Origin of the sequence: Desulfosoma sp., assembly GCA_037481875.1 — a bacterium.
In the GTDB taxonomy this organism is placed as follows: Bacteria; Desulfobacterota; Syntrophobacteria; order Syntrophobacterales; family DSM-9756; genus Desulfosoma.
On record JBBFKY010000001.1, the window covers coordinates 194,766 to 219,716 of the forward strand.

At 52.8% G+C, this 24,951-nt stretch carries 21 protein-coding genes; 7 read left to right on the top strand and 14 right to left on the bottom strand.

Annotated elements, in window-relative coordinates:
• Positions 1-6: 6 nt before the first annotated feature.
• The 4 genes from WHS46_00815 to WHS46_00830 all read right to left on the bottom strand — a co-directional run bounded on the left by WHS46_00815 (position 7) and on the right by WHS46_00830 (position 2,998).
• Entirely contained in the window at positions 7-1,008 is a 1,002-nt protein-coding gene (locus WHS46_00815; GenBank protein MEJ5347216.1) for a hypothetical protein, read from the bottom strand.
• Entirely contained in the window at positions 995-2,149 is a 1,155-nt protein-coding gene (gene rdgC / locus WHS46_00820; GenBank protein ID MEJ5347217.1) for a recombination-associated protein RdgC, read from the bottom strand. The genes WHS46_00815 and rdgC overlap by 14 nt, the downstream gene beginning before the upstream one ends.
• Positions 2,150-2,174: 25 nt before the next feature.
• Positions 2,175-2,300, bottom strand: a complete 126-nt coding sequence (locus tag WHS46_00825) for a hypothetical protein (GenBank protein MEJ5347218.1) — start codon at positions 2,298-2,300, stop codon at positions 2,175-2,177.
• A 125-nt stretch (positions 2,301-2,425) separates the two neighbouring features.
• Entirely contained in the window at positions 2,426-2,998 is a 573-nt protein-coding gene (locus WHS46_00830) for a hypothetical protein (protein MEJ5347219.1), read from the bottom strand.
• Positions 2,999-3,389: 391 nt separating this feature from the next.
• On the opposite strand from WHS46_00830, the gene WHS46_00835 reads away from it, so the two are divergent.
• The 3 genes from WHS46_00835 (at position 3,390) to nadC (ending at position 7,230) form a co-directional block, all read left to right on the top strand.
• A complete protein-coding gene (locus WHS46_00835) occupies positions 3,390-5,147 on the top strand; it encodes a hypothetical protein (protein MEJ5347220.1) in 1,758 nt (585 codons plus the stop codon).
• Positions 5,148-5,262: 115 nt separating this feature from the next.
• Positions 5,263-6,327, top strand: a complete 1,065-nt coding sequence (locus tag WHS46_00840; GenBank protein MEJ5347221.1) for a hypothetical protein — start codon at positions 5,263-5,265, stop codon at positions 6,325-6,327.
• A gap of 75 nt (positions 6,328-6,402) precedes the next feature.
• The gene (gene nadC / locus WHS46_00845; protein ID MEJ5347222.1) at positions 6,403-7,230 is read left to right on the top strand and encodes a carboxylating nicotinate-nucleotide diphosphorylase; all 828 of its coding nucleotides are present in this window, start codon (positions 6,403-6,405) and stop codon (positions 7,228-7,230) included.
• A 105-nt stretch (positions 7,231-7,335) separates the two neighbouring features.
• Here nadC and WHS46_00850 read toward each other — a convergent pair whose 3' ends face one another.
• The 4 genes from WHS46_00850 to WHS46_00865 all read right to left on the bottom strand — a co-directional run bounded on the left by WHS46_00850 (position 7,336) and on the right by WHS46_00865 (position 12,147).
• Entirely contained in the window at positions 7,336-8,421 is a 1,086-nt protein-coding gene (locus tag WHS46_00850) for a hypothetical protein (protein MEJ5347223.1), read from the bottom strand.
• Positions 8,422-8,610: 189 nt separating this feature from the next.
• Positions 8,611-9,978 carry an amidohydrolase gene (locus WHS46_00855; protein MEJ5347224.1) on the bottom strand — a complete coding sequence of 456 codons (1,368 nt, stop codon included), beginning with the start codon at positions 9,976-9,978 and terminating at the stop codon, positions 8,611-8,613.
• Complete coding sequence (locus tag WHS46_00860; GenBank protein ID MEJ5347225.1) at positions 9,975-11,291, bottom strand: amidohydrolase; 1,317 nt, start codon at positions 11,289-11,291, stop codon at positions 9,975-9,977. Before WHS46_00860 ends, WHS46_00855 begins: the two co-directional genes overlap by 4 nt.
• A complete protein-coding gene (locus WHS46_00865; protein MEJ5347226.1) occupies positions 11,272-12,147 on the bottom strand; it encodes a purine-nucleoside phosphorylase in 876 nt (291 codons plus the stop codon). Before WHS46_00865 ends, WHS46_00860 begins: the two co-directional genes overlap by 20 nt.
• Before the next feature lie 162 nt (positions 12,148-12,309).
• Here WHS46_00865 and WHS46_00870 point away from each other — a divergent pair, with 162 nt between their 5' ends.
• From WHS46_00870 to WHS46_00885, 4 genes are read left to right on the top strand one after another with little or no spacing between them, the layout of a single operon-like run.
• Positions 12,310-13,536: an inorganic phosphate transporter gene (locus WHS46_00870; GenBank protein ID MEJ5347227.1), complete on the top strand. Its 1,227-nt coding sequence runs from the start codon at positions 12,310-12,312 to the stop codon at positions 13,534-13,536.
• 15 nt (positions 13,537-13,551) lie between these two features.
• On the top strand, positions 13,552-14,220 hold the full coding sequence (locus WHS46_00875) for a TIGR00153 family protein (GenBank protein ID MEJ5347228.1): 669 nt from the start codon (positions 13,552-13,554) through the stop codon (positions 14,218-14,220).
• Between the two features lie 25 nt (positions 14,221-14,245).
• Positions 14,246-18,091 (top strand): ATP-dependent RNA helicase HrpA, encoded by a 3,846-nt coding sequence (hrpA, locus tag WHS46_00880; GenBank protein MEJ5347229.1) that lies wholly within the window; start codon positions 14,246-14,248, stop codon positions 18,089-18,091.
• Positions 18,088-18,948, top strand: coding sequence for a CoA pyrophosphatase (locus WHS46_00885; protein MEJ5347230.1), 861 nt, complete (start codon positions 18,088-18,090; stop codon positions 18,946-18,948). The genes hrpA and WHS46_00885 overlap by 4 nt, the downstream gene beginning before the upstream one ends.
• 204 nt (positions 18,949-19,152) lie before the next feature.
• Here WHS46_00885 and WHS46_00890 read toward each other — a convergent pair whose 3' ends face one another.
• From WHS46_00890 to WHS46_00915, 6 genes are read right to left on the bottom strand one after another with little or no spacing between them, the layout of a single operon-like run.
• Positions 19,153-20,028 (bottom strand): DUF3786 domain-containing protein, encoded by an 876-nt coding sequence (locus WHS46_00890; GenBank protein MEJ5347231.1) that lies wholly within the window; start codon positions 20,026-20,028, stop codon positions 19,153-19,155.
• Positions 20,025-20,525, bottom strand: coding sequence for a (Fe-S)-binding protein (locus WHS46_00895; protein MEJ5347232.1), 501 nt, complete (start codon positions 20,523-20,525; stop codon positions 20,025-20,027). Before WHS46_00895 ends, WHS46_00890 begins: the two co-directional genes overlap by 4 nt.
• Positions 20,522-20,992, bottom strand: coding sequence for a DnaJ domain-containing protein (locus WHS46_00900; GenBank protein MEJ5347233.1), 471 nt, complete (start codon positions 20,990-20,992; stop codon positions 20,522-20,524). The genes WHS46_00895 and WHS46_00900 overlap by 4 nt, the downstream gene beginning before the upstream one ends.
• A gap of 35 nt (positions 20,993-21,027) precedes the next feature.
• Positions 21,028-21,963 carry a 3-methyl-2-oxobutanoate dehydrogenase subunit beta gene (locus WHS46_00905; protein ID MEJ5347234.1) on the bottom strand — a complete coding sequence of 312 codons (936 nt, stop codon included), beginning with the start codon at positions 21,961-21,963 and terminating at the stop codon, positions 21,028-21,030.
• Between the two features lie 30 nt (positions 21,964-21,993).
• Positions 21,994-23,163: a transketolase C-terminal domain-containing protein gene (locus WHS46_00910; protein MEJ5347235.1), complete on the bottom strand. Its 1,170-nt coding sequence runs from the start codon at positions 23,161-23,163 to the stop codon at positions 21,994-21,996.
• The gene (locus WHS46_00915; GenBank protein MEJ5347236.1) at positions 23,160-24,929 is read right to left on the bottom strand and encodes an FAD-dependent oxidoreductase; all 1,770 of its coding nucleotides are present in this window, start codon (positions 24,927-24,929) and stop codon (positions 23,160-23,162) included. The genes WHS46_00910 and WHS46_00915 overlap by 4 nt, the downstream gene beginning before the upstream one ends.
• Between the last annotated feature and the right edge of the window lie 22 nt (positions 24,930-24,951).

The window sequence follows — 24,951 nt, forward strand, 5'->3', positions numbered from 1 at the left end:
CTGTCTTTATGGTTGAGACTTCTCAAGCTTGTCGAGCCCTTTTTTATACCAGGTTTCACCCCGACGTGTTCGAAAAGGTGCCATCACGGAGGTGTCCTCCGCCGAGATTTGCACGGCTTGGAGAAGAACACGGATTTTTACAGCAGAATCCAACCCGGGCAAGTCACACACAAAGGCTACCCAGGCGCGGAATGTTTCTTCACGTCGTTGGGGGTCTTCTGAGACACAAAGGGCGTGAAGCTTCAAACATACAAGCACCAGGTCCCTTTCTTCGTCATCGGCAAAACTGTGTTGCCCATATAGACGAATGGCTTCCTTGCCTACCTCATGGATCATGGCGATGGTAAACCAGCGCACCAGCCATTGTAGGGTTTCTTTCGATAATTCCTTACTGAGCCAATAGAATGGATTTTTCCAGTTCTTGATGTGCCAAAGCACCTTTGCCGCTCTGTAGAGCTTTTTATGCCTTTTCAACGACTGCACCAGGGACGATTCGTTCACACGTCGATAGGTTTTGTAAAGGGCGCGATAATGCCCGATAGGTCGGCTGGAAAGAAGCCGAAAAGGCCCTCGTTGCACGATGTTTTCCAAACGGGCTGTAGTGCGTCGGGAAAGAGCGAGAAGATCTCTCAAGGTAGCCTGATAAGGGGCTTCTTCCTTGTCTGGATGGTAGACGGAGGCGATGGTGCGGACAATCTCTTGAGCTTGAGCAAGGATAGAGTCAAAAGAAAAAGTGATGTCCTGATCAGGCATGGCCCAGACTTTTCGGCGCAGATCTTTAAGATAGGCGAGAGCGGCTTGATCTTTTTCGTTTAAACAAGTTTCGTCGAGAAAGCTGAAAGCTTCTTCTGTCGTTTCTTCCAGCGCGGATTGCCAATGGCGGCGCAAGCGCTTGCGCATCCAATAGACGAGCGCAAGAGAAAAAGCCGTCAGGAGTGCAAGGAGAAGGCTGACAGGATGAGCTGCCGCAAGGTCATAAACGAAGCGAAGGGCTTCATGCCAGGTCATGATATCCGGAAATGAGCGAGTCCGGTGCTCCGCCGTCAATCCAGCGCTTCAGGGAAGGAAGGACGTCTGAAGCCCATGTGGAACTCAAACGTGCCGTCAGAAATTCCCGATAGGCGGCATTGAGGATGCCAAGGACCTCGTCAATAAAAAACATCTTTTCCAAAAAACGACCGTCAGGATCTTCCTCTTCCCCACGAGGGATCTGTTTCGGGGTCTTAAGACCCTTGAGCGTCCAAAGGTCCCGGTCCAGCGTGAAGCTGTACTCATTATCGCCCGCCATCAAAATCCACTGGGCTTCTTCAACCATTTTGCCTTGGCGCAAGGCAGTTCGCGCCTCGTCCAACGCACCGGCCTGTGTCGTGCAAATGACGCGTTCCTTGCCGTCATCCTGACGGCTTAGGACCACGCGTTCCCCAAGGGCCAAAGTGGCAAACGCACCCTTCTCCAAAGGGATCCGTCCTTCACGGGTTTCGGCCAGGTACCAGAGCCATGTAAGAAACTCATAGCCGAGAAACCGACCTTCTTGCAAAGCATGAGGCGATTTCACGGAAACGAGTCCGGAGAGAACATCCTTCAAGCGTTCCGGCAAAGACAATCCATGCAAAGCCCATTGCACATGATAAAGGGGGATCGGATGCAATGTGAAGATACGTTCGAAATGCTCCAGAAAGGCTTCCAGCATCTTCAGACTTGCCGTGCCCACAAGAAGGCGGTGCTGCGCTGGGGACCACACCACATCACATCCGGAAGGCTGCGGTAAAACGCGCTCCAAAAGTTGGTTCTGAACTTCTTCACGAATTTTGAGGCGTTCATGCCGAGGGGGATACTTGCCATCGTGTTCAGCACGATAGGCTTGCACCGCCTCACGTTCGTATTGCTTCAGCACCAAGGGAGGCACCTTGAGCTGATCCCATCGAAATTGAAAGGCCACGTATTCCCCTTTGCGGTAACAGCCAAAAGGGAAAGTGGCGTCAAAAAGGTCTTCCCAGCGGGCAAATCCCTTAGCCGTCTCCTCTTCTTGTAGCCCGGTTCGGTAAGCTCCTTCCTTAAGGCTTTCGTCGACGAAAGACCAAAAATCCGCTACGGAAGGATCCGGCAAGTGAAAAGATGTGAAAGTGATGGTGCCGCCTTGAAGACCCATCTGTCGCCTGATCCAAATGGTGAAGTTAGTTGTTGGGCACGTTCTCGACAGGAGGAAGCAGCCCTTTGGCTCTCAGTTTTTTTCTTTTCTCCCGCCTTCGACGGCGGCGTTCCAGTTCTCGACGACGTTCGATCTTCTTATGCCGAGCCATTGTTTCGCCTCCTGATGTATGCACAAAATTTCGAGTCACGAGAAAAAATTCTTAGCGGCCACATCTTTCAATGCGGCCGCGCATTCACGATAAGGGGCTCTATTTACCCAATGGCCCAAAAGGCGTCAATGGGAAACCTGGGTTTCCCAGCGTTCTGTAACAAACGTTTCCATGGAAGGGTAGGTACCGAAAGCCCTCAGGACCTCCTTCATTCCGGGAATTTTGGAATTCTTGAGCAGCCCTATTGTTTCCCCATGCACGCGGGCTTCTTCCGCATCTCTTTCTTTTTCGGGAACGTCGAAGCGCTGCAGGAACCTGGCAAAGCGAACAACATGAATCAATTCATGAGTCAGTATGTACGTGGCCAAGGGGAGCAAATCCACGTGAGGGTCCCTGGCGAGAGCCTTACGAATAACATGGTCCTGAAGGCAGATCTTGAAATAGTCCCCATGGCGACTGGCGAGTGTCTTATCATGCGGAGGAAACGCATAGCGGCGAATCTGGGCAAAGGCGTGGTCTGTGATTTCTTCGGGCTGCAAATCCTTGAGCGACTGAATGTCATAGCGGTACCGCTTCCACTGTGATGTAGAAATCTTGAAATGATCGCTGATAAGCTCCTCGGCGATGCGAATGGCTTCCGCAAGCACTCCTATCTCATCGTCATGAAAGGGGATTCGATCTTCTCGTTCCCGTAGCATTTGCTTCGGTTTAGGCTCCCGTAAGCTTCCTCTACGCCGCCAACATCTGCCCGCGACCCTATTCATTCCCATGTTTCTCGACGCCCACGGCACTCTTTTTGGGCCCCATTCTAACTTTATAAAATTACAGAATTTGCCGAGGCAAAACAAGTCCGCTTATTTCTTGACGTAAACGTAAAGCGCCCATTAGAATGCAACACCTTGAAGCCTAAAGCCTGAAGCCTTAGAGCCCGGTGAAAGCCTTGGGCCAAAGAGTGGGTGTTCTTGGCAAAGGGGCTCTGGGCATGGAAAGGGGGGATGGAGAGACAAGAAAGGCGAAGCTTCAAGAAAGCACAGGGGCTGTTCAGGAGAAGCGGAATCGCGATAAGAAACTCATGAAGAGGGGGAAGCAATGGGTTGGAGAGTCTATGCCGTTGCTCTGGTGATTGGGGTTCTAATGGCTGTGACGGGAATTCCACAAGCTTGGGCTCAACCGGCCGAAGACATTACGGAAGAAGTCATCGTTGGGCCGGGTAGTGTGAGTGTGGCGACCAAGAAAGACATCATGATGAGTTTCGGCGCTTTGGTTCGCTTCATTCCCACGTCGGAGTCCAATTGGGATTTCGGCATGAATGACAACCTTAAGGGCAAAAGCTTTTTTGGAGGCAAATACACCGGAAGCCTCTTTGAGACACACAGTAACGAAAGCGGCACGGTGCGTGGCGGCTACATTCGCAATGAAGACAAGATCTATTTCAACGCCATGCCTTCGGACCGTAAATGGTCTTTTTACGCTGCCTTAGAATACGATCGGCCCATCGACACAGACACAGTGGACAACCGTGGCGGTCGTGGTGACAGCAGTAACTTCGGGCTGGAACGTCTCAATGTGAGTGTGGCGCTGCCCTATGAAACGAGGTTCCATGCTGGATGGGATGTGTGGGGCTTTGATCACTATGACGGAGCTTCCATGGTCTACGCCGATGATAACCCGGGTTTCTGGTTGGATGGGCAAGCGGGACCTGTGACCTACAGCATCGGTTATTTCAAATTAGCCGAAAATAATTTCCAGACAAGCTTAACGGGAACCATCGGCAAATATGAATTTGCCGCCAATGATGATGACCGTGATCTTTTTGCGGCCTACGCGGATTACAAGATTAATGACAAGCATAAGATCAAATTCTTCTATGGGTATGACCGCATTCGAGCGATCCCTGCAAGGGATTTCTACACAGCGGCATGGGGCGCGGCGCGATCGGCCACGGGCATTACCATGGCCAAAGTCTATGATTTGCTGGGCTTGGATGGCTCGCCTCCAGACCCTACGAATCCTGATTTTCCGTTCGCTTATGGAGCGACCAAGACGGTCAGTGCCGGAAGCCCCAAGACCGATTCGCATCATATCGCTTCTTATTATGTGGGCAATTTCGGGCCTGTGGAGCTTTTCCTGGAAGGTGCTTACCAGTTTGGAACCGCAGACAATGTTCAGAAGTTCAAATACAGCAGTTATGATATCTCAGCCTATGCCTTGGCGGCCGATGTGGCTCTGGAGCTTAAAGACTGGATCGGTTTCAGTGTGAAACCTCACGTCGGTGTCATGTACACTTCAGGTGACGACGATCCCAATGATGACAAGCTCGAAGGCTACAACGGCATTGAAAACGCCCAACGCTTTTCCAACCGTTGGGGTGGAGAAAACACCATCATCGGCGACACCAACTTCGTTTTGGGAACGGCCCTCTACGGGTATCTGCCTGAATTCTACGGAAACGGCACCCCCATCTTTACCGGGGGTTTGCAGAACTTTGCTGGTTACGGTAACGGTCGTGGCGACAACCCCGGCTTGACCATGCTCAGCGTGGGGCTCACGGCGGCGCCCAAAAAGTTCATCATTTATCGGACCAATGTGAACAATTTCTGGTGGAACGAAGACATCAAGGTCAAGAGCTTCGTGTACCCTTATGCGGAAACCTGGGTGAAGTCCGGCTTTGTGGGTTCCGAATGGGACAACGAACTGACGGTGGCGCTGCATAAGAACGTTTTCGTGAAGGGTCAGGTCTCCTTCTTCTTCCCGGGTGAAGTCATCAAGGATGTGACTGAGGCATTGGGAGCCAGAAGCGACGATACGGCTTCACGCGTCGCAGCGGAACTCATCTGGAATTTCTAAGGCCTTGTTTCTGCTTTCCCTTAACAGAGGGGACCCGAACGGGGTATAGTGGGCTGTGTCAGGCTGCTATACCCCTTTCTTTTGACCCGATTTTAGTGAGGTGGGAGCAAATTTCATGAAAGCCGTTGTGGTTCACTATCAGGTGTTTGTCCTTATGTTTTGGTTTCTTACGGGAGTTTTTGGATGTGCGTCGCCTCCGGACATTGTCAGTCGGGAAAAGGCGCCGGGTCAGAAGTACTCAGCTGCAGAGGTTCGGGAGATTTTGGTGGATCATCCCTTTCTTCTTTCCGGCGACTATTTTCGGGAAAGACAGGATCTCAAGCCTTTCGTCTTGAGCGATGTCCTTTCCGGAGCGAGCAAAGAGTCGAGCCAGGCCCTTAAAGAGTCCCAGGAGGCTCAGGAAAAAAGGCTGGCCAAACTGGAAGCGGCGGTTTTTGAAGGGCGCCGTGCGGCACTCCCCCTTGCTGGGGATGTCCTGCGATGGAAGGTGGGGTTCCTGATGGACCTGCAGGGCGTTCCATCTTACCTGGCAGATCGGCTTCTTTCTCAAGCAGATCGCCTTTCGGTCACCTATGACGTGTTGTTCGTGCATCACCGGGATTTAGAACAAGTCCTGTCCCAAACGGACTGTCTCCAGCGTCATGATCTTGGCTGTATTGTTCGGATTACGGCCATTTATCCAGGAGTGCGCTTTATCGCCTTGGTGGAATCCCTGACAGTTCCCTCCTCATTTCCTGGAACGGCTCGGGCTCGGTTCGGGGTTGTGGATGCGGGCATCGGATATCGGTTTCCGCTTCAGCAGATGGAAATGCCCTTGAAGGCGGAACCCGATATAGAGACCTTTTTGGAACTGATTGCTCGGCGAAGTTATGAACAGGCTCTGGATCATAAGGACCTTATGCCTTGGACGACTCATGTTTTTTCCGACCAAAACGGCGAATTTTTCGTCAGTGCCGGGCATCGATCCGGTCTCATGGTTGGAGATGTCTTGGACATCGTGCCGGAAGGGCGGCTGGTGAATTCACCCACGGGAACTCCTGCGGCGTGGATTCCAGGTAAAGTCAAAGGCCAGCTTCGAGTTGAAAGGCTTTTTGGGGAGGACCTGGCCGTGGGCACACTCATCTCTGGGCAACGGCCCGAGATGGACGACTGGCTTGTCCCTGTGCGCGTGGCCAAATGAGTGGTGAGCTTGGCGACAGCCCTGTGGAGGGGTTCCGACTAGAGGTTCCGGAAGGAGTGAAGGAAGAAAGGTTTCATGGTTCCTTTGCGCGAGCGAATCTTGTGGGCTCTTGAGGAAGACCTGGGCCCGGGCGATGTGACTACCCTGGGAACCGTTTCTGAGGAAACACGCGGAACAGCGCGCATGGTGGCGCGTGAGCCATGTGTTGTCTCGGGCATGGAGGCGGTACGCCTGGTCTATGAGATCATGGATTCCGCGGTGGAAATGACCGTTCAAAACGGCGATGGAGCCTACGTGAATGCAGGAACTACTTTGTGCACCTTGCAAGGCCCGCTGCGCTCTATCCTTTCAGGGGAACGTACGGCCTTGAATTTAGTGCAACGCATGAGCGGTATCGCGACCTTGACGCATCGTATGGTTCAAGAGGTTCGAGGAACAGGCTGCGCGATTTTGGATACACGCAAGACAACCCCACTGTGGAGGGATTTGGAAAAGGCGGCCGTCCGTCATGGAGGCGGTCGGAACCATCGTTTCGGGCTGTTTGATGGCGTGCTCATCAAGGATAACCACATCGCGGCCTCAGGAGGACTTTGGCAGGCCGTGGATCGGGTGCGTGCCCGAGTACCGCATACCTTACGTATCGAAGTCGAAGTGGATACTTTGGAACAGCTTCAGGAAGCTCTCGATGTCGGTGCAGAAGTCATCCTCCTGGACAATTTTTCGCTGGACGACATTCAAAAAGCCGTGAAGTTAGCTCAAGGAAAAGCCCTTCTCGAAGTCTCCGGCGGTGTGACGTTGGATAAGGTGCGCCGAATAGCTGAATGCGGTGTCCATTTCATCAGCGTGGGAGCCCTCACGCATTCGGCTCCCGCCATTGACATCGGCTTGGATATTCCTTCATAAGGTGCCTCATGGAGTTCACATCACCAAAGCTTAACCGCCACACCTGAATATATGGCCGCCGCCTCGACCATGGAACGTGTCGCCGTGGTTGCAACGGATTTGCCGTTAATCCCATTCAAAGCTTTGAATGACTAGGATACCGGCTTCACGAGCCTTTTCCAAAACCTTTGGTTTGGCGTAATGGGTCACGACCAGGGGGATGAGCTCTTCCGGCATCAAGGCGCTCACCTTTTCCAACTTCGCTTGAAGGCTTTTCAGCTTGGAAGCATCATCTAGGCGAAGCACCGATTCCCCGATGAGAATCACGGGTTTTCCGTTTTTTCGAGCACGAGCAAAAAAGTTGATTTCTTCATCGGCGACGTCGGCTCGAACGATACGGTCCTGGACCACAATGCCGTGAAAGGTTGCCAAGTGGGCCGGAAGTTTTCGATAAGCTTCGTTTTCGAGAGCATAGGCCATGCTGCGGGCCAACCCACCGACTTGCTCCCGGGTGGCTTTGAGTCCACGGGCTAGAGCAGCCACTTCCTTTTCCGTTTGTTTTTGAGCTTCAGCCAGCTCTTCCAGGCGCTCTTCGGTACGCTTCTGCGCTGCGGCCAACTCTTCGACCCGGGCTTCCGTACGCCTCTGCGCCTCTGCCAGCTCCTCAACCTTAAGCGTTAGGCTGTCCAGACGCTCTTCCGTCTTTTTTTGAGCTTCAGCCAGCTCTTCCAGGCGCTCTTCGGTACGCTTCTGCGCTGCGGCCAACTCTTCGACCCGGGCTTCCGTACGCCTCTGCGCCTCTGCCAGCTCCTCAACCTTAAGCGTTAGGCTGTCCAGACGCTCTTCCGTCTTTTTTTGAGCTTCAGCCAGCTCTTCCAGGCGCTCTTCGGTACGCTTCTGCGCTGCGGCCAACTCCTCAAGGCGTTCTTCGGTGCGCTTCTGGGCTGCAGCCAGATCCTCGATGCAGGCTTCAGTTCGTTTTTGCGCTTCTGTGAGTTCTTCGATTTTGTGAGTCAAGGTGTCTAGACGTGCTTCAGTTTTGAGCTGAGCCTCGGCAAGATCTCGAACGACCTCTTTAAGATCGTTGAACTCTCGCTTAGTTACAGATTCTTCGCGATTTCGTTCAAGCTCCTCGAAAAGGCTCAGAAGTGCGTCACGAAGATCCGGATCCACACGTTCCAGTTTCCTGTAAAGGGCGACACTCATCCCCATTTTTCACCCCTTGTGTTCTACGACGGTTTTCCTTTGGGTTCCTTAATAGCTTGTAGCTAAATGGTTTTTTGATCTTTTTACCCCTGGGAGGCTGCGGTAGGCAAGAGACCTGCATCGGTTCAACTGGGCCCCATAGGCAACTCTTGGACCATCATTCAAGCCACTTTGAATGTAAGTCATGAGGGGTGTTCAAAATTTACCGAACAAGGCCGTGCGGATTTTTTTTCCTATAGCTAGGGCTTCTTGGAGGATATGGGATACATTCGCGGTTTGAACCACACGATCCCGGACGACGGGAACACCGTCAATCCAGACATGGCGCACATCTGTCGCTCGTGCGGCATAAACCAGGTGGGATACAGGATCGTAAAGGGGCGTCAGGTGCGCCTGGTTCACCTGAATTGCTATAAGATCCGCGCGCTTTCCCACTTCCAGACTTCCCGTTACGGACCCTAAGCCAAGGACTCGAGCCCCCCACTGCGTGGCCATGAGAAGCACCTCACGTGCCGAACAGACGGTCGGATTTCCCGAGACGGCCTTATGGATTTTGGCTGTTAGGCTGATTTCGGAAAAAAGATCCAGGTCATTGTTACTGGCACATCCATCCGTGCCGAGCCCAACTGAAATGCCGGCTTGTAGCATGGCAGGCACAGGAGCGATACCGGAAGCCAATTTCAGGTTACTTTCCACATTATGGGAAACTCCAGCCCGGCTTCGTGCAAGAATCCGTATCTCATCCTCATCCACCCACACGGCATGGACACATAAAGTCAGCTCATCCAGAAGGCCCAATCGCTCCAGATGACGGACGGGACTTAAGCCGTATTTCGACCGCACCTCTTGCACTTCCCATGAAGATTCCGAGACGTGGATCTGAAAGAGTAACCCTCGATCCCGACAGAAGGCCTTAGCCCATTGAAGGGTTTCAGGATCACAGGTATAGGGAGCATGACAGAAAAGAGACGGTTTCAGGCGTGAAGGTTTGCCAGAAAAACTCTCCACAAAGGCCGCCGCACGATCGGCGACCTGAGACGGGTTCGGCACATCCGGCGTAGGAAGACTCAAAATCCCTTGCCCTAAAACGGCGCGCATTCCTGAAAGTTCCGCCGCGTCGGCGGCCGCTTCCTCAAAAAAGTAACCATCACAAAAAGTCGTGATGCCTCCCAGGACCATTTCCACACACGATAAAAGTGTGCCTAAGCGTACGAATTCGGGTTGGACAAAACGCGATTCGGCAGGAAAAATGCGCTCATGCAGCCACCGATCCAACGGAAGGTCATCACCTAACCCCCGAAAAAGGCTCATGGCCCCGTGGACATGCGTATTGATCAAGCCTGGCAGTAGGATAAAGCCTTGCAATGTGAGGGTTTCTTTCGCTTCGTAGTGTTCTTCCAGTTCACAGGGCGGTCCCACAGCCACGATGGCCCCTTGACTCACGGCCACAGCGCCTGGGCTGAAGATGCGAAACAAAGGATCACAAGTGATCACATGATCCGCTTGTGTCAGGATCATATCCACAGGGGTTTTCTTTCCGGAGACCATGACCGTGGACCTCATGGGTGCAGGGTTCCGGCAATGGCGCGCACTTCGGCCAGGACCCGTTCCAGATCGATGGTGGCCAGTTGTCGGTTTTCCATGACCACCTGGCCTGCGATGACGGTGTGCCGCACATCGGAAGCTTTGGCCGCGTAAACCAAATGACTGACGGGATCGTAAACGGGAGTCAAGTGCGGGGCTGAAAAATCCACGACAATAATGTCTGCGGCAAAGCCTGGGCGAATCTGCCCGATGACATCTTTCATTCCCAGTGCTTGAGCACCGCCACGCGTCGCAAGGCTTAAAACTGTGGCAGCGTTCATGACCGTGGGATCTAAAGTCATTGCCTTATGGATTTTAGCGCAAGTGGCCATTTCCCCAAAAAGATCGAGATTATTGTTGCTGGCACACCCGTCGGTGCCAAGAGCCACGGACACACCACGCTGAAGAAGCTGGGGTACGGGAGCAATGCCGGACGCCAACTTGAGATTGCTTTCTGGATTGTGCACCACGTGCACCCCGTGTTCCGTCAGAAGATCCATGTCTTTTTCGTCCAAATCGACACAATGGTCGGCGATCAAACGGTCATGGAGCACTCCCAGACCCGCAAGATGGGCAACGGGTCTTTTGCCGTAGCGTGCCATGACTTCGCGAACTTCAGAGGAGTTTTCGGAAAGATGGGTGACCAGAGGAACATTGTATTGATGAGCCAAGTCCAAACAGCGACGATAGAGTTCCTCTGAACAAGTGTAGGGGGCGTGAGGTTCGACAGCTACACGAATCAGAGGGTCGTTACGCCACTCAAGGATCAAGTCTTCTGTGAATCGCAAGCCGTTTTCCACGGGGCCGTAGTGAGGTGACGGAAAATCGTAGAGGACTTCCCCGACCAATGCGCGCATTCCAGCCTCTTTAGCAGCCTGCGCAACCTTGTGCTCAAAAAGATACATGTCACAAAAAGTTGTGGCGCCCGAGAGAATCATCTCTGCACAGCCCAAAAGAGATCCCCAGTAGACCCAGTCTTCGTTCAGGCGGCTTTCAGCGGGAAAGATATAATTCTGCAGCCAGTCCATGAGTGGGAGATCATCGGCGAGCCCTCGAAATAGGGTCATGGCTACATGGGTATGGGCATTGACCAAACCCGGCAGTACCACGCATCGTGTAGCGTCCAAGGTTCGTAACGCCTTGAAACGATTCTTGATGTGATTTGTGGAACCCAAAGCCTCGATACGTCCATTAGTCACGGCTACGGCACCGTCGTCCAGGACGAGCCCTTCGTCGTCCAGGGTCACAATGAGGCCATGAACGATCAGAAGATCACAGGGAGTCTTTTTCATTATTTTTGAAGTCCTCTAGGTTCTTGGAAATACCGGGTAAACAACGTTCTAAAAGATGCATGAGTTTGGGGCCGGCGGCAGAAGCCGTCTCAATCACTTTTTCCAAAGGCACGGGTTCGTAGCAGTCCGGGCGGTTGACATTAGAGATCACCGAAATGCCGATGACTTTTAAACCTGCATGGACGGCTGCGATCACTTCCATCACTGTGGACATGCCCACGGCGTCGGCACCGGCAGCTCTAAGCAACCGAGTTTCTGCCGCCGTTTCCATGCTGGGACCTAACACTCCTACGTAAACCCCTTCTCTCAGGCGCAAGCCCGCCTTCAAGGCTTCCTCTCGAACAATCTCCTGCAGTTTTCGGCAATAAGGTTCAGTCATGTCGGGAAACCGAGGTCCTAAGGCGTCCAAGTTGGGGCCTACAAGAGGGTTTTGTCCTGTGAAGTTAATGTGGTCTGTGATGAGCATCAAATCACCGGGTTGAAAAAGTGGGTTTAAGCCTCCGGCGGCGTTGGACAGGATCAATACCTTGATTCCCAGACGGGCTAAGAGTCTAATGGGAAAAGCGATCTCCATGGGCGTATAGCCCTCATAGAGGTGAAATCGCCCTTGAAGAGCCACAACAGGCACTCCCGCCCACGTGCCCCACAGGTAGCGTCCCCGGTGGCTAGGTACTGTAGAGACGGGATGATGAGGCACGGCTTCGTAAGGGAGTTCTCCTTGCACGATCATGGCTTCTGCGACGCCGCCTAGTCCTGTGCCCAAAACAAGCGCGCAACGGGGACGATTCCCCATTGCGGAAGCAAACACCTTGGTTGCTTGTTGAAGCTGAACCATGCTTAAAGAAGAGTCAAACATTGGCTTTTTCCTTGCTGTGGAGCCTGATGACAGCATCTCGTAAACATCAAAAGAACAAACCATCAATTGACAGAAAGCCACCTTTTTGTAAAGATCCGCCGACTTGAATGTCATGAACGCGCAAAAGATTTCAAGTGAACCCATTAGGGCAAGGTGGTGCGGGTGCCGGAGATTATTTTAATTTTAGGGATGGTTGCCGGTGCTTACATGGCCTGGAACATCGGCGCCAATGACGTGGCCAACGGTATGGCTTCAGCCGTTGGGGCGAAAGCCATCACATTGCGCCAGGCGGTCATTATCGGGGGCCTTCTTGATTTTATCGGGGCGACTTTCATCGGTTCCCATGTGACAACCACCATACGGGAAAACATTTTGTTGGCAGAGAAAATCACCCAAGATCCTCACGTTATGATGCTGGGCTTGTTGGCGGTACTCCTTTGCGCGGCGTTTTGGGTTTTTTTTGCTACTTGGAGCCATTTGCCTGTGTCCACGACCCATTCCATTATTGGAGCCCTTGTTGGCTTTGGGATTGTTTCGGGAGGGCTTCGAGCGATTCAATGGGTCAAAATTAGTGCCATTGTGGCAAGCTGGATCATTTCTCCCATCTTTGCAGGATTCCTTGCTTTTTTGACCTTTCACTTCATTCGCAAAAGTATTCTGGAAAAACGCAACGCCTTCGTGCGGGCTCTGCGCTGGAGCCCCCTTTTTGCCGGGGCCACCATTTTCATTGTGGTGCTTTCGTTTTTAATGAAAACCCCGCTGGGGAAAAGCCTTCGTGTTTCGGGGTGGGGAGCTTTGGGCATTGCGTTCGGCCTCGCACTTGCTCTTAGTCTGATAGCCCAAGAGTGGTTGGGGAAGACCATTCGAAAGATTGATGAAGAGGGTGTGGAAGAAATCTTTCGCCGCTTTCAAGTGTTCACCTCCTGTTATGTGGCTTTGGCCCATGGGGCCAACGATGTGGCCAACGCCGTCGGACCTATGGCTGGCATTTATGCAATCTACGTCTCCCAGACGGTGGCTACGACAACACCCGTGCCCGACTGGCTTTTGGCTTGCGGAGGTTTTTTTATTGCCCTTGGTGTCTTCACTTGGGGATATCGTGTTATTGAAACCTTGGGCACCCGAATCACCACGCTGACCAACACGCGAGGGTTTGCGGTGGACTTTGGAACGGCCACTTCCGTTCTTGTGGCTTCCAAATTGGGCCTTCCCGTTTCGACGACCCATGCCGCCGTGGGAGCCGTAATCGGTGTGGGGCTTGGCGGCGGATTGGCGGCTGTTGATTTTAAGATAGTTTTTAGAATTATCATCTATTGGATCATCACCCTACCTTTGGCGGCCATCCCGACCATGGTGATTTTCAAGGTGCTGATGTGGATCTTTCGTTAGATAAGGAGACAGGCCATGCGTTCGGCGTTCTTCAGTATCTTTCGCAAGTCTCCCTTTGAAGGCTTATTGCGCCATGCGGAAATCGTTCGGGAAGTGGCGCCTCTTTTCCGAATGGCTTTTATTTCTTACCTGGATGAAAGCCGAGCGGATTTTGAAAAATACCATAACAAAGTCACTCTTTTGGAAAGTGAAGGGGATGCCGTTAAACGCAACATTCGAGGTCATCTGCCTCGAGGTATTCTTCTTCCCATGGATAAGTTTCAGTTGCTTTGGTATTTGCGGGAACAGGACAAGATCCTGGATGCGGCTCAGGACTCTTTGCACTGGCTTTCCTACCGCCAGACCCATATTCCCGATGAATTTGTGGATGATCTCTTGTTGCTGGTGGACAAAATCACCAGCGTACTGAAATCCGTACATCCCATGGTGGCTGCGGCGGAAAGCTATTTTCAAAGTTTTTCAGAAAATCATCGTGCCATGGTCAAGAGCACCATCAAGCAAATACGAGAATATGAGTTCGAATCGGATCAGGTGGAACGAAAGCTTCTCTCGGATTTTCTTAATTATCCCTTTGACAATCCCACCTCGGCTTTTCATCTCGTGCGTCTCGTGGAGTACATGGGAGACATTTCCAACCACGCACAAAACGCCGGGGACATGATGCGAGCCATGATCGCCCGTTAGGTCTCATTGGAATATGACTGCTTCCATGTCGCACCGAAAGCCCTCGGGAAGCCATGAATTTCCCGAGGGTTTTTTATCTGCATCGAGCCCGCCGTCACTCCTACCCCCTCGATGGTCCTACCCGGACGATTTACCCATTACGGAGAAGAAAGACCTCATTGTCGAAGCTCTTCGCCGTCATCGGGTGGTGGTGGTGACCGGGGATACCGGCTCAGGTAAGAGCACCCAGTTGCCGAAAATGTGTCTGGAAGCCGGTTTGGGTGAAAGAAGGCTTATCGGCATAACGCAGCCCAGGCGCCTTGCCGCGGTGACTCTGGCCCGTCGCGTTGCGGAAGAACTGCAAGAACCCCTCGGTGGTCTGGTGGGCTATAAGATTCGTTTTCAGGAGCGGCTTTCGAAGCGAACCCGCGTCAAGTTCATGACCGATGGGATTCTGCTGGCGGAAGCCCAAACCGATCGTTTTTTCAAAAGTTATGATGTGGTGATTGTGGATGAAGCCCATGAACGAAGCCTGAACATCGATTTTCTTCTCGGCCTGCTCCGCAAGGCTATGTCACGGCGTCCCGACCTGAAAATTGTCATCACCTCGGCGACCATCGATCCGGAAAGTTTTTCAAAGGCCTTTGACAATGCGCCTATGATCAAAGTGACAGGGCGAACGTATCCTGTGGAGATACGGTATCGACCTCCGCAGCCCGACACTCAAGAAGAGAGCACGGCTGTGGATTTGGCCGTGGAAGCCGTCGCCGATCTCAAAAAGGAAGGGCTTCGTGGGGACATCCTCGTCTTCATGCCCACGGAAAACGACATTCGAGAAACCTGCACTCGGTTGCAGGAAGCCTATGGATCATCGACGGCGGTCTTGCCCCTTTATGGAAGGCTTGCAGAAGCGGACCAGGAAAAAGTCTTTCAGCTTCTTTCTCAGGAAAAGATCGTTGTCGCCACCAACGTTGCGGAAACTTCGGTCACCATCCCAGGGATTTGTTGTGTGGTGGACACCGGACTTGCTCGCTTGGCCGTTTACAACCCTCGAAGCCGCACTCAAGGTCTGCCGGTGGTGCCGATATCGCAGGCCAGCGCGGATCAAAGGGCCGGTCGTTGCGGCCGTACGGGGCCCGGCGTGTGTGTGCGACTCTATGCCCAAGAAGATTATGCGAGCCGTCCTAAGTATACAGCGCCGGAAATCCTAAGATCCAACCTGGCTGATGTCATTTTGAAAATGTTGGCTTGGCGTTTCGGCGATGTCAGATCCTTTCCATTTCTAAACCCGCCATCTGCCGCCGCCGTCAAAGATGGGTATGCGGTGCTCATGGAGTTGGGCGCTGTGGACCACCATCATCGCCTGACGGACCTGGGACGTATGATGGCGCGGTTCCCTTTGGACCCTCGCATCGCCCGCATGCTCATTCAAGCGGAAAGAGAAGGGGTCTTGGAAGAGGTGACCGTTTTGTGTGCCGCCCTCAGTATTCAAGACCCGAGAGAAAGGCCTTTTGAAGTCCAAGAACAAGCGGATCAGATCCATGCGCGGTTTCGAGACCGACGTTCCGATTTCCTTACACTCCTGAACATCTGGAGAACCTACCAACAAAAACGCCGTGAAGGTGCGTCTCAATCCCAGTTGCGAGCCTTTTGTCGGGAGCATTTCCTGTCGTATCGTCGTATGCGCGAATGGGCTCAGGTGGTGGAAGAGATCCAAGCCATCCTGGACGAAGTGGGGCTTGCTGGAGCGGTTCGCGAGGAGGAAACAGGAGCTTCCTATGAAGCCATTCATCGAAGTGTGGCTTCCGGCTACTTGAGCCATGTGGCGCTTAAGAAAGAAAAGAACATTTATCTGGGTTCCAAAGGCCGCCGGATCATGCTTTTTCCCGGCTCCAGCCTCTTTAACAGAGGCGGCGACTGGATCGTGGCAGCGGAAATCGTTCAAACAAGCCGTCTTTTTGCACGTATGGCCGCCGACATCGAGCCTGCTTGGTTGGAGGATTTGGGACGCCATCTGACCAAATCCCATGTCTCGGCTCCACACTGGGAAAAAAAGCGTGGTCATGTGGTAGCCTTTGAAAGGGTGACCCTTTACGGTCTTCCCATTGTGGAAAAGAGACCCGTGGATTTTGCACGACATGATCCCGAAGAAGCACGCCGAATTTTTATTCGATCGGCCCTTGTGGAAGGAGACTTGCCCAAGCTGTACGGTTTTTACGAATACAATCAAAAGCTTCGTGAAAGCTTGGAAAATGTGGAAGACAAGCTTCGACGTCGAGGCGTGCTCATCGATGATGAGGACATTTTTGCCTTTTATGATCGGCGCATTCCTTTGCTTTCCGACATCGGTTCTTTTGACAAGTGGTTAAAGGACCAAGGCGGTGACGCTCGTCTCCGTATGAAGAAAGAGGATTTCTTCAAGGAAGGCCTGGGCTCCTGGGGACTTGAACAGTATCCCGACACTCTCGATTTGGGAGAATGCCGTCTGCCGCTACGTTACAGTTTTTGCCCGGGAGAAGAAACGGACGGCGTGACGGTGACCGTGCCTATTCACGTGCTCACACGTCTAAAGGCGGAAGATTTTGAATGGCTTGTTCCCGGTCTTCTTGAAGAAAAAATTCTCGTGCTGTTGAAAAGCTTACCGAAAACCCTTCGACGACAGCTGGCTCCATTGTCCGAAACAGCCCGAAAAATTGTTCGGCATCTTCCTTTCGGACAGGGAGATTTTTACACGGCCATGGAACAGACTGTTTTCGAACTTTACGGTTTGCATGTGCCAAGGTCTCTGTGGCCTCGAGAAGCCCTTTCCAATCATTTGAGAATGCGTTTTGAAGTGGTGGACGAAAAAGGTCGCGTGCTGCAATCTGGCAGAGACTTGGCGCAGCTCCAAAAGCACACCTGTCAAGTTTATCACGATGTGGTTTGGGATGAAGCGCGTCGGCAGTGGGAACGCACCGGTTTGACTTCCTGGGATTTTGGAACCCTTCCGGAAAAAATCGAGCTCGGGCGTGACGCCTATGGTGTCATGCGGTATGCCTACCCTGGGCTTCAGGCCGAAGGTACGAGTGTGTCCATCCGTCTCTTCGGGGATCTCCAATCGGCTCAAGAAGCCACTCGAGACGGTTTGCTCGTTCTTTACCAGCATGCTTTCGCTCCATTCCTCAAAGGACTTCGCAAAGAATGGATCCTGACGCTACCCGGAAAACGTTCCGAATCCGATCAGGCGCCCCTGCCTCTGAGGGCTCTTCATTTTCTCGGCCAACTGGGTGAAGCGCAGAAGCAAGCGCATGTTTATATGCTTCGAGAACTTTTCGATCTCCACGATCCACAACCCCTAGACGAAGAAAAATACAGGCAGACCCTCCGGGAACTTCCACCACAGCTGGACAGCCGTGCTCGACGACTCTGGTCTGAGGTCATAGCCGTGCTTAAAGCTCGTGCGGAAGTGGACGCTACGCTCGAAAAATTTCGCTCAAAGAGCGCTACCACGGCCATGGCATTGGAACGATTGCAAGCTGTGGAACAAGAGATGAATGCCTTGGTCCCTCAGGATTTTTTGAGCCGGTATCGGAGTGCCGTAATGCGGGAGTTGCCGAGATACCTTCGAGGGCTGGTTTTCCGGGCTGAACGGGCCTACGTGGCTCCAGAAAAGGATCTGCAGAAATGGGCCGAAGTGGCTCCTTTTGTGGATCGTTATCGACGAGCTCGAGAAAACCTTGCCCAGGATGCTCCGGCTCAGATTCGTGAGTTCCTTGACGAGATGCGCTGGATGATAGAAGAATACAAACTCTCTGTGTTTGCACCGGAGGTGAAGAGGCGTTACGCTGTTTCGGCCGGGCGTCTGGAAAAGAAATGGGCCGAATACGAAAAATGGATGGGTTTAAGACCATGAAATCCCATGTTGCCTTAGGGGATCTTGATAGAATTCTCAGCCAGTCAGACCTCCTACAGAAGCACATTATGGATCGACTGGCCCCCTTTCACCCTACAGACGCATCCAGCGACGAGTCCTGGAAGCAACGGCGATCGTTATCCAGTGTGCTTGTGCTCTTGGGCTGCGGTCTGCAGGAAAATGGGTGCGATCAGGAACCCTGCCTGATCCTTAACCGCCGTTCCCGGCACGTACGCCAAAGTGGGGACTTGTGCTGTCCCGGAGGCACTGTGGAACCGCGACTGGATCCTATTTTGGCGAAAGCCCTTTCCTTGCCGGGATTACCTCTGTCTCGGTGGCCTCATTGGTCAACGCTTCGCCGAAATGTCCCCCAAGCGGCTCAGCAACTAGCCTTGCTCCTGGCCACGAGCTTGAGGGAAAGCTGGGAAGAGATGCGCCTTAATCCGTTTTTTGTCCGTTTCCTTGGCCCCTTGCCGGCGGAAAGGTTGCGTTTGTTCGTTCGAGTCATTCATCCGTTGGTTGGATGGATTTCTCGGCCGCATCGTTTTGTGACCAACTGGGAAGTGGATCGCATTGTCAACATCCCTTTGCGACAACTTCTGAACCCTGACCATTACTACCGCTACAGGTTATACGTGGATCCCGAAGTGCAAAGTTCCGTAGAGCCCCCGCCTCAGGATTTTCCCTGTTTTTTGCATCAAGACGGCGTGCATGTGGAAATCTTGTGGGGAGCTACATTTCGTATTGTGACCCTTTTCCTTTCCAAGGTCTTTGACTTTTCGCCTCCGGACGTGTCTCACCGACCCATTGTTCCAGGCTTTCTGAATGCGGCTTACCTCAATGGCACCAAAGTCTAATGCACAAGCTCCTTGGACCTTTCCAAGAACGACAAAGGCCGTTGCATTGAATGCCGTTTGAAAGGGAAGGCGAGGCGCCGCCTCGCCACCACATCATTTAAACTCCGCTGCGATGACGAACCTGTAAGGTGGAGCGTGGTCTCCGCCGTTCCATTTCTTCTGAAGGGGCGTTGTCGCTGAAGATCTCGCAAGCCGCCCTGTGTCTTATGCCTGTTTCAACGCGGCCTTGAAATGGCGGACAAAAACATTGACCATGGCCCAGATGGTGTCTAAGGCATTCAGGTGTCTAGTAATGCTTGCATCAAAACGCACCGTGAGAGTTGCTGGGAACTCATCGTCCCCTTTCCAATAGATCCATTGCATGGGAATGCGCGGAAGAACGCGAAAAGTATACGCCATATCGCCCGCCTCGACAGGAACACCTCCAAGTCTTTCGCAGGCTTCTTTGAATCGATGTGGATTGTCGACAATGTGTCGAAGGACGGAATCCAGGGGGAAGGCGTGAGGGCCGGTAAAAAACTGGTGTCCTGAAGGAATCTCCTTTTCACTGATCCATCGGCCCGTAGGGGAAGAATTGTGGGCTTCCAGAAGGTAGTGCAAAAGGACGAGCCCGGTCTGGAAATCTACCGTTGGCCACGTCAGGCCTTGGAGTGCCTGGACGGTTTTCTGAGCCGGGAAACACTCAAAAGATCCAGCCAGAAAAGGGATAAGGTACGATTGTTTCTGCACGTTCCAACCGACCGAGGCCCGTAGACACACGTCTTTAGGATCGCAATGCATGAGCCGGTCCCAAAGTAATGGATCCAGATCTTCCAGCGACTCATACAGGCTCGGAGTCTCAAGAGATTCTAGGACGGTAGCAACGAGCTTTCGAGCCGTGCTGAGATAGCCCGCGGGCACGAGAATCTGCCCCCAGCCCCGCTGCGGCACAAACAAGCCGTCATAGGCTGTTTCTACAAAGGAGCGAACGAAATAGGGAACTCCGTTCCTTTCTAAAACATCCGTGAGGAGGTCCGCCTCAAATCGATTGGCCAAAGTATAAAGAAAAACCCAGCGGTGCTCTGTGGGGGATTCGATCACTCTTGAATCTCCGTGCATTCTTTCAGAGAACTTTCCCTTCGAAAGACCTTTGCCGCAAAGGCCAGACAGGTGGGAACACCGCATCGGCCGCAATTGGTCTTGGGAAGGATTCGATAGATATCAAGGACACTTTCCGAAGGACGCGTGCGCAGCGCAGGGGTGATCCTGTCTCGTTCCCGGCGGATCTGTTCGATGATTTCAAAGTACCGGTGGCACCAAACAGAAGCCTCTTCAGGTCCCGAGACATCCGTGATGGTGATCCTGTCTCCGTAAATGGCCACGATATGTCCTTGATCCATGACATTCACCACGCCACTTCCATGAACATACGTGGCTCCTGGAAGAACCGCGGCGCAGTAAGGCAGAAGATCCTCAATGGATTTCTTCAGCTCCATGATGACGTTGTAGTGGTCTGACTGAGGTAAGCATTCAATGTTCACTAAACGGTACGTGTACGGTGGTTTGTTTTGTTCCCTGGAGGCTACGGTTTCGCTCATGGCTTGGACTCCTGCCATCCGCGGCTCAGGACCTCGTAAGCCCATTGAATCTCCTGAAACTTTTCTTTGGCCAACCGCTGAAACTCCTCTCCTAGATGGCTTACTTTGTCCGGATGATATTTGGCCGCCATGTGGCGATAAGCTTTTTTGATGGTTTCCGGATCGGCCCCTGGTGAAACACCAAGAATTTCGTACGGGTTTTTCCCCTTGTTTCCTGTGCGGCTCTCTTGAGTGTTTTCGGTTCTGGAGCGGCTTTCGAATCCTGCTGACTCTTTTCCCGTATTGGAATTTTGGGAAGATGTTTTTGAGCTTTCAAAGGATCCTCTGTGGAAAAAGAGATAGTAGATGAGGGCCAGTAGCACAAGATCATCGGTCCAGCCAAGCCCCAAAAGAAAATCGGGCAGCACATCAAAAGGTAAAAGCAAATAAGCGATCCATGCCAACAGAGGCCAAAACCTTTGCATCATGAACCCTCGTAGGCTCTGAAAACAAGAATATGCGGTCATAAGCCGCGCTGGCCGGCAGTGTGCCGAGGTGCCGGGATAGGTCCGGCGGCTCCTGGGCTGAGGCCGGCTTTTCTCAAAAGCAATTCCCAGTCTTCGTCCACCATTTGTTGGATTTGTTCCAGATCGGTTTCCGTAAGATGTTTGAACCGGCCTTGCAGTTGAAAGTATTCGCGCACCAAGTATCCTTTGGGCATATAGTTGATCGTGTAGCGGACTCCGTTTTCCACTTCGTAGAGAGGAAAGATATTGGTTTGAACGGCCATTCTTGCGATTTTGACGGCCAGTTCCGAAGGCATACGCCAGCCCGTCGGGCATGAGGCATAGATGTGTAAGAACCGCGAGCCTTTGATGCCTTTGGCTTTGTGCACCTTTCGCATGAGATCTTCGGGAAAAGCGATACTGGCTGTGGCCGCGTAGGGAATACGGTGAGCCACAAGGGCTTCCACGATGTTTTTCTTCCGAAGCTTTTTCCATTCCTGTCCAGGGGTCGTGGTGGTCCAGGCACCGTACGGCGTTGAAGAACTGCGCTGCACCCCGGTATTCATATAGGCTTCGTTATCATAACAGACATAGAGAAAGTCTTCGTTACGTTCCACCGCTCCGCTCAAAGCCTGAAATCCGATGTCAAAGGTTCCGCCGTCTCCCGCCCAGGTCACCACCGTGGTTTCTTGATCGCCTTTGATGTCGAGAGCCGCGCGCACACCACTGGCCACGGCACCTCCCGTTTCAAAGGCAGTGTGCAGCACGGGGACCTTAAGGGTCGACTGAGGGTAAGGGCCGGCGATGATGGACCAGCAGCACGCAGGGATGACCAAGATGGTCTTGTCCCCGAGAGCCTTCAGAAGAAACCGCATGGCAATGGCCGCTCCGCATCCTGGGCATCCTACATGGCCCGAACATATGTATTCCCGATCTTGAGGATAAGCTTCCATGGCATAACTCCTTTAAAGAAACGAGCTTCTTTAAGCGGCCGGAGCGGGTTGTTGCAAGCCCATCCAGACGCTTTCCGATTCCGGATGAGGGGAAGTTTTCGTTTTCCAGTAAATTTCTTCCAACAACTCCGGTGTCACATCTCGACCGCCGAGCCCGGCCACATAGCCAAAAACCAAAGGTCTACGGGTTTCATTACAGAGGGCGGCTCGGATTTCCTGCGCAAAGATCCCCGAGGCTCCGTAGGAAAAGTTCCTGTCAATTACAGCAAGCTTTCGAGCTTTCAGGGTCGACTGTTTCAGCAGACCGTAAGGAAAAGGTCGAAAGAGTCGCATTTTCAGTAGTCCCACCTTTTCACCTTTCCGACGCAATTTTTCAACCACAAGACGACAGGTGCTTGTGATCGTTCCAGACGTTACAAAAATAATGTCCGCATCCTCACAACGCACGCTTTCCACGGCTCCGTAGCGTCTTCCAAAAAGGGCCTGGTACTCTTGTTCGATACGCTCAAGAACATCAATCGATGATTCCATGGCATCTTGAAGATCCCGACGCATCTCCATGTAAACATTGGGGGGGGACAACTGATTGAAAGCAGAGGGTTCTCGTGGGTCCAACTGAAAGGCTGGGCGAAAAGGAGGCAGAAACCGGTCCACTTCTTCCTGTTCTGGAATGTCTACAGGTTCGTAGGTGTGGGATAAAAAGAAAGCGTCCAAAACGACCATGACCGGCAAAAAGACCGTTTCGGCCAGTTTGTAAGCCTGAATGGTCGAATCCAAGGCTTCTTGGGCGTCTTCGCAGTAAATTTGAATCCATCCCGTATCTCTTTGAGCAAGGCTGTCCGTTTGATCTGTCCAGATGTTCCAACCGGGTGCCAAGGCTCGATTGACTTCGGCCATGACGATGGGAAGTCGGGCTCCTGAAGCCCAATGAAGCAATTCATGCATCAGAGCCAGCCCCTGGGACGATGTGGCTGTAAAGGTGCGCACGCCCGCAGATGCTGCACCGATGAGAGCCGCCATGGCCGAGTGTTCACTTTCCACGCGCAGAAACTTAGCCTTCAGAGATCCGTCAGAACAAAATTCGGACAGCAGTTCCACGATATGGGTCTGCGGCGTGATAGGATAGGCCGAGATCACCTGGACTCGACACAGCCGCACGGCTTCGGAGACGGCATGGCTGCCTTCCACCACTTTTTTCATGAGCGGCCTCCCGTTTCATTTTCCACCAAGGACATGGCGTTTCGAGGGCATTCCACCACGCAAACGCCGCAACCCTTACAGTAGTCCAGATTGATGTGGCGGCCTTGGGTCGAAGCGTCTTTACATACGGCAAGGTCCGGACAGTAGAGGCGGCAGTTGTCGCACTGGTTACAAAGTCCGCAGTTGAAGCAGCGTTCGGCTTCACGAATGGCCAGAGCGGCCGAGATTTTCAGATCAATTTCAGCGAAACTTTGAAGCCGTTCCTCTTTCAACAACCGAGGTTGCACAATACGAGGGCTGTAAAGGAAATAATCGGTATTGATTTCTTCAAAGGTGACCACATGAGGATTTCGGCGGCACCGTTCTCCTTGGAGGTAAATTTCCATGGACAAGGAAGGTCCCGGTCCGATGCGACAATGGGACAGACGGTCGATGATGGCGTCCCAGCCTACCCGGAACAAAACGTCCAGTGCTATGGCGGCTTCTTTGCCGGATCCGATGGCATGAGCCACGGATTTGCTTTGCGCCGCCAAATCCCCACCATAAACCATGGTCGCTTGACCTGGTTCGTGCACCATGACGCTATTGGCCAGGCGCAGAACATGGGATGAGCTTTCAGGAGGAGGATTGAGCCAGGGTTCTTCGGCGGTGTTTCCCAAGGCCATAAAGACCTTGGAAGCTACGAGATGGGTCGTTCGACCTGGAATCGATTGCACCTTGGCGCGTCCGCCTTCTTCTGAGACCACTTCCATGTGTTGCAATGTTAACAAGAGCCCTTCCGAGTGCCTGCTTATTTCCACAGGCGTCCACAGTTCCATGAGCTCGACGCCTTCTTCCAAGGCCATAAGCACTTCTTGGCTAAAGGCCGGCATATCTTGCCGACGTCTTCGGTAAACCATGATTGGGCGAGCGCCAAGTCTCATAGCGCATCGAGAGACATCGATCGCTGTGTTCCCTCCACCGATGACGGCCACGGTTCCAGACAAAGAGGGCGGTTCTCCCGAACGCACTTTTTCCAGAAAAGGAAGTCCTTGTTCCACTCCGGGGAGATCTTCTCCGGGAATATTTAATCGAACGTTTTCGTAGAGGCCGCATCCCAGAAATATGGCAGCGTAACGTTTTGACAGGTTTTTTAGAAATCCCTCGGATATTTTTTGACCACAATGCAGACGGACGCCCAGAAGACGAATCCATTCCAGTTCCCGCTGCAGCACCGCAAGGGGCAGGCGGTAGGGAGGAATTCCCCAACGAAGTAAACCACCGGGTTCAGAGCGTGCTTCAAACACGTCGCATGCATAGCCCAACCCGGCAAGGAAATAAGCAGCAGCAAGGCCGCTCGGCCCCGCCCCCACTATCGCCACTTTTTCTCCCTGGTTGGATTCCCTTTTGCGCAATTCCGGCTGTAGCCCGTAGCGCATGGCCGTGTCCGCCACAAATCGTTCCACCGTATGAATGGCAATAGGTTCATCAAACGGACCCCGATTGCACCGCGTCTCACAGGGATGAAAACACACTCGACCGCAGACGCCTGGAAAGGGGTTTTCCTGAAGAATCGTCTCCCAGGCTTCCTTAAAAAGGCCTTGAGCCACAAGCATTTCCACGCGTGCAATATCTTCCCCAGCCGGACAAGCGACGCTGCAAGGCGCCGTCTTTTCGTCATAACGCGGCTGAAGAAAACGCCATGATCCTGTTTTGTTGCTCTCTGTGGTGGTGCTGGAACGAGGAATAAAGGGCACTAAGCGCGAAGGTGTCGGTGGATATCCCATAAAAAACCCCTCTCTGCACTGC

What these genes read in the sequence shown, in the direction of transcription:
- WHS46_00815 (MEJ5347216.1), bottom strand. Translation starts at nt 1,008, where the DNA reads ATGACCTGGCATGAAGCCCTTCGCTTCGTTTATGACCTTGCGGCAGCT.
- rdgC (MEJ5347217.1), bottom strand. Translation starts at nt 2,149, where the DNA reads ATGGGTCTTCAAGGCGGCACCATCACTTTCACATCTTTTCACTTGCCG.
- WHS46_00825 (MEJ5347218.1), bottom strand. Translation starts at nt 2,300, where the DNA reads ATGGCTCGGCATAAGAAGATCGAACGTCGTCGAGAACTGGAACGCCGC.
- WHS46_00830 (MEJ5347219.1), bottom strand. Translation starts at nt 2,998, where the DNA reads ATGCTACGGGAACGAGAAGATCGAATCCCCTTTCATGACGATGAGATA.
- WHS46_00835 (MEJ5347220.1), top strand. Translation starts at nt 3,390, where the DNA reads ATGGGTTGGAGAGTCTATGCCGTTGCTCTGGTGATTGGGGTTCTAATG.
- WHS46_00840 (MEJ5347221.1), top strand. Translation starts at nt 5,263, where the DNA reads ATGAAAGCCGTTGTGGTTCACTATCAGGTGTTTGTCCTTATGTTTTGG.
- nadC (MEJ5347222.1), top strand. Translation starts at nt 6,403, where the DNA reads ATGGTTCCTTTGCGCGAGCGAATCTTGTGGGCTCTTGAGGAAGACCTG.
- WHS46_00850 (MEJ5347223.1), bottom strand. Translation starts at nt 8,421, where the DNA reads ATGGGGATGAGTGTCGCCCTTTACAGGAAACTGGAACGTGTGGATCCG.
- WHS46_00855 (MEJ5347224.1), bottom strand. Translation starts at nt 9,978, where the DNA reads ATGAGGTCCACGGTCATGGTCTCCGGAAAGAAAACCCCTGTGGATATG.
- WHS46_00860 (MEJ5347225.1), bottom strand. Translation starts at nt 11,291, where the DNA reads ATGAAAAAGACTCCCTGTGATCTTCTGATCGTTCATGGCCTCATTGTG.
- WHS46_00865 (MEJ5347226.1), bottom strand. Translation starts at nt 12,147, where the DNA reads ATGTTTGACTCTTCTTTAAGCATGGTTCAGCTTCAACAAGCAACCAAG.
- WHS46_00875 (MEJ5347228.1), top strand. Translation starts at nt 13,552, where the DNA reads ATGCGTTCGGCGTTCTTCAGTATCTTTCGCAAGTCTCCCTTTGAAGGC.
- hrpA (MEJ5347229.1), top strand. Translation starts at nt 14,246, where the DNA reads ATGTCGCACCGAAAGCCCTCGGGAAGCCATGAATTTCCCGAGGGTTTT.
- WHS46_00885 (MEJ5347230.1), top strand. Translation starts at nt 18,088, where the DNA reads ATGAAATCCCATGTTGCCTTAGGGGATCTTGATAGAATTCTCAGCCAG.
- WHS46_00895 (MEJ5347232.1), bottom strand. Translation starts at nt 20,525, where the DNA reads ATGAGCGAAACCGTAGCCTCCAGGGAACAAAACAAACCACCGTACACG.
- WHS46_00900 (MEJ5347233.1), bottom strand. Translation starts at nt 20,992, where the DNA reads ATGATGCAAAGGTTTTGGCCTCTGTTGGCATGGATCGCTTATTTGCTT.
- WHS46_00905 (MEJ5347234.1), bottom strand. Translation starts at nt 21,963, where the DNA reads ATGGAAGCTTATCCTCAAGATCGGGAATACATATGTTCGGGCCATGTA.
- WHS46_00910 (MEJ5347235.1), bottom strand. Translation starts at nt 23,163, where the DNA reads ATGAAAAAAGTGGTGGAAGGCAGCCATGCCGTCTCCGAAGCCGTGCGG.
- WHS46_00915 (MEJ5347236.1), bottom strand. Translation starts at nt 24,929, where the DNA reads ATGGGATATCCACCGACACCTTCGCGCTTAGTGCCCTTTATTCCTCGT.